The sequence below is a fragment of the Nocardioides furvisabuli genome (assembly GCF_021083185.1).
GTDB lineage: Bacteria > Actinomycetota > Actinomycetes > Propionibacteriales > Nocardioidaceae > Nocardioides > Nocardioides furvisabuli.
Map to the genome: position 1 here is coordinate 1 of NZ_JAIGQB010000022.1, position 2,844 is coordinate 2,844.

A 2,844-nucleotide genomic window follows, 5' to 3' on the forward strand; every position below is an offset into this window, starting at 1 on the left:
CCACCACGGAGACGGTTCCCGGGGACGGGGCATCGATCGTCGGGGTTGCCCTCTCGCCAGCCCAGTCACCGGGAATGGCGCTGCAGGCCGGAGACCGGGTGCGGCTCGTGGTTACCCCGCCCCCGGGAGGTGACCAGTCGTCAGGACCTCCGGCGTTCAACGATGCCGAGGTCGTGGAGGTCAATTACGACTCCGAGAGCGGCGTCTTGGTCGTCGACGTACTGGTCCCGCATGCCGATGCCACCGTGCTCGCCGCACGTGCCGCCACGGGCAACGTCGCGCTCATCCTCGATTCGCGGGAGAGGTGAGGTCGTGGCCGTCATCGCGCTCACCTCGGCATCCGGGTCGCCGGGTGTCACCACGACAGCACTGGGCCTGACACTTCTCTGGGCGCGACCTGTGTTGCTGGTCGAGGCCGATCCGACGGGAGGCTCGGGGGTTCTGGCCGGCTTCTTTCGCGGCGCACGGGAGTATGACTCAGGGCTGATCGAGCTCGCCTTGTCGTCCTACGACATCACCGACGCACTGCCGGGTGTGGTCCAGCCGATCCAAGGCACGACGGCGGGGTTCATAGCCGGCACCCGATCTCACGCTCAGTCCGCGGGCCTGCGCGACCTGTGGCAGCCGCTGGCGGGAGCGTTGGCCGATCTCGACGCAACTGGTCAGGACGTCATTGTCGACGCCGGACGTCTCGGTCTGGTCGGGGCGCCCGAACCGCTGCTCGCGAACGCAGACGTGTCTCTCCTTGTCACCCGGACCACGCTTCCCGCCCTGGCTGCGGCGCGATCGTGGTCCGAGACGGTGAGGAAGGCCGCCGCATGGCGTGATGGATGCGTCCTGCTCGTTGGTGAGGGCCAGCCCTACTCTCGCAGGGAGGTGGCGTCCGTGCTGGGACTGCCGGTGGTGGGCGCTGTCGCCGATGACAGGGACGCCGCAGCTGTCTATCACCGTGGAGCCGCGCCCCCTCGACGCTTCGAAACCGGTCCTCTGGCGCGGAGCCTGCGGGCGTCGAGCGAGGCGATCCAGGCACGCATCGCGAGCGAGCGCACCGAGCTGGCGGAGGCCATTCGATGACCAGCTGGACCGAGATCGACTCCCCAGTCGAGCCGGCCGACGTCACCAGGCTGCCGCTGTTTGCCCAGACGATCCCGCCTCTCGGAAGCCCCGTGGTTGGACGTGAGTTGGCTGCCGCCCGCGTCTCAGATCCGTCGCAAGTACCGAACCTCGACTGGGGGTTGGTGGCTGCACTGCGTGCTCAAGCGTCAGAGCAGCTGAGCCAGTCGATCGCTGCCGATCGGGCTCGCCTTGGCCCAGCGTCACAGCAGGAGCTCGGCCGCTCCATCGTGCTGGAACTGATCGACGGCGCACTGGTCGACGAGGTCAACGCCGGTGGCACCGCCTGGACGATCGCCCATCAGGACGCCATGGCACGTGCGGTCTTCGACGCGCTGTTCCGGCTCGGTCGTCTCCAGCCGCTTGTGGACGACGACCGGGTGGAGAACATCATCATCACCGGGCACGACCGAGTCATGCTCGAGCTCATCGATGGTTCCGTCACCCGCGGAGCGGCCGTCGCGGACTCCGACGAGGAGCTCATCGACTTCCTGGTCTTCCTCGCCTCACGCAGCGAGGTCAATGCCCGCGGATTCTCCGAGGCCCAGCCGAAGCTGCACCTGCGCCTCGACGGCGGTGCCAGGCTCGCCGCTGCGGCGTGGGTGACTCCTCGACCGTCGGTCGTGATCCGCCGCCACCGCCTGATGAGCATCACGCTCGATGAGCTCGTCGACCGAGACATGCTGTCACCAGTCGCGGCCTCCTTCCTCCGCGCCGCCGTACGTGCTCGCAAGAGCATCGTCGTGTCCGGCAGTCAGGGAGCCGGTAAGACCACGCTCGTGCGTGCCTTGTGTGCCGAGATCGACCCGCTTGAGGCTATCGGAACGTTCGAGACCGAGTATGAGCTGCACCTCCACGAGCTCGATCGCCACGAGATCGTGCACGCCTGGGAGGCCCGACCAGGCTCGGGCGAGCGGGGCCTCGACGGCCGGCAGGCCGGGGAGTTCACCCTCGACGAGGCCCTGGTCGACTCGTTCCGCTTCAACCTGTCGCGCCAGATCGTCGGCGAAGTCCGTGGCAGGGAGATCTGGGCAATGATCAAGGCGATGGAGTCCGGGACCGGCTCCATCTCCACCACCCACGCCTCGGACGCGGTGGCGGCTGTCCGCAAGCTGGTCACCTGCGCGATGGAGGCCGGGCCCCACGTCACTCACGGCTTGGCGACCAGCAAGCTCGCCGCCACGATCGACCTGATCGTGCACCTTGACCTGCGCACGACGGCCTCCGGCGGGGTCTCACATCGGCATCGCCAGGTCGCCGAGATCATCGCCATCGAGCCTGGCGAACGCGACACCGGCTACGCCACCACGCACGTATTCACCCCTGACGGCAGCGGTAGGGCCGCGCCGGCGGTGTTGCCCGACGCCTACCGGAGTCTTGTCGCTGACGGCTTCGATCTCTCCGGCTTCCTCGCCCAGCAAGACGCACGCTCATGATCGTCCTCGTCCCTGCACTCGCCGGCGCGTTGATCGTGGCCGGAGTCCTTGGATTCGTGGCCGGACTACGACGCGTGGAGATCCCTGCAACAAAGCCGTCGACGGCGCGCTGGGTACGGCTTGGTGGCATGTCCCGGCGCACGCGGACCCTTCTGTCCGCGGGTGTGATGTCCGGGTTGGTGGCATTCTTGGTCACCGGGTGGGCGCTCGCCCTCGTCGCCCTCCCGGTCGCTGTCGTCGGTCTGCCGACGCTGCTCTCCTCGCCGCCCGCAGCTGCTCGCATCCGCCGGCTGGA

General features: G+C 68.3%; 2 protein-coding genes and 1 pseudogene. All 3 read left to right on the forward strand.

Translation table 11 applies throughout. From position 1 onward, the window contains the following. A pseudogene (locus K4G59_RS19700) lies at window positions 1-308 on the forward strand (SAF domain-containing protein); the annotation flags it as partial. A 4-nt stretch (window positions 309-312) separates the two neighbouring features. Then, window positions 313-1,074, forward strand: coding sequence for a hypothetical protein (locus K4G59_RS19705; RefSeq protein WP_231252766.1), 762 nt, complete (start codon window positions 313-315; stop codon window positions 1,072-1,074). Continuing rightward, window positions 1,071-2,549, forward strand: a complete 1,479-nt coding sequence (locus K4G59_RS19710; protein WP_231252767.1) for a TadA family conjugal transfer-associated ATPase — start codon at window positions 1,071-1,073, stop codon at window positions 2,547-2,549. The genes K4G59_RS19705 and K4G59_RS19710 overlap by 4 nt, the downstream gene beginning before the upstream one ends. Window positions 2,550-2,844: the final 295 nt, after the last annotated feature.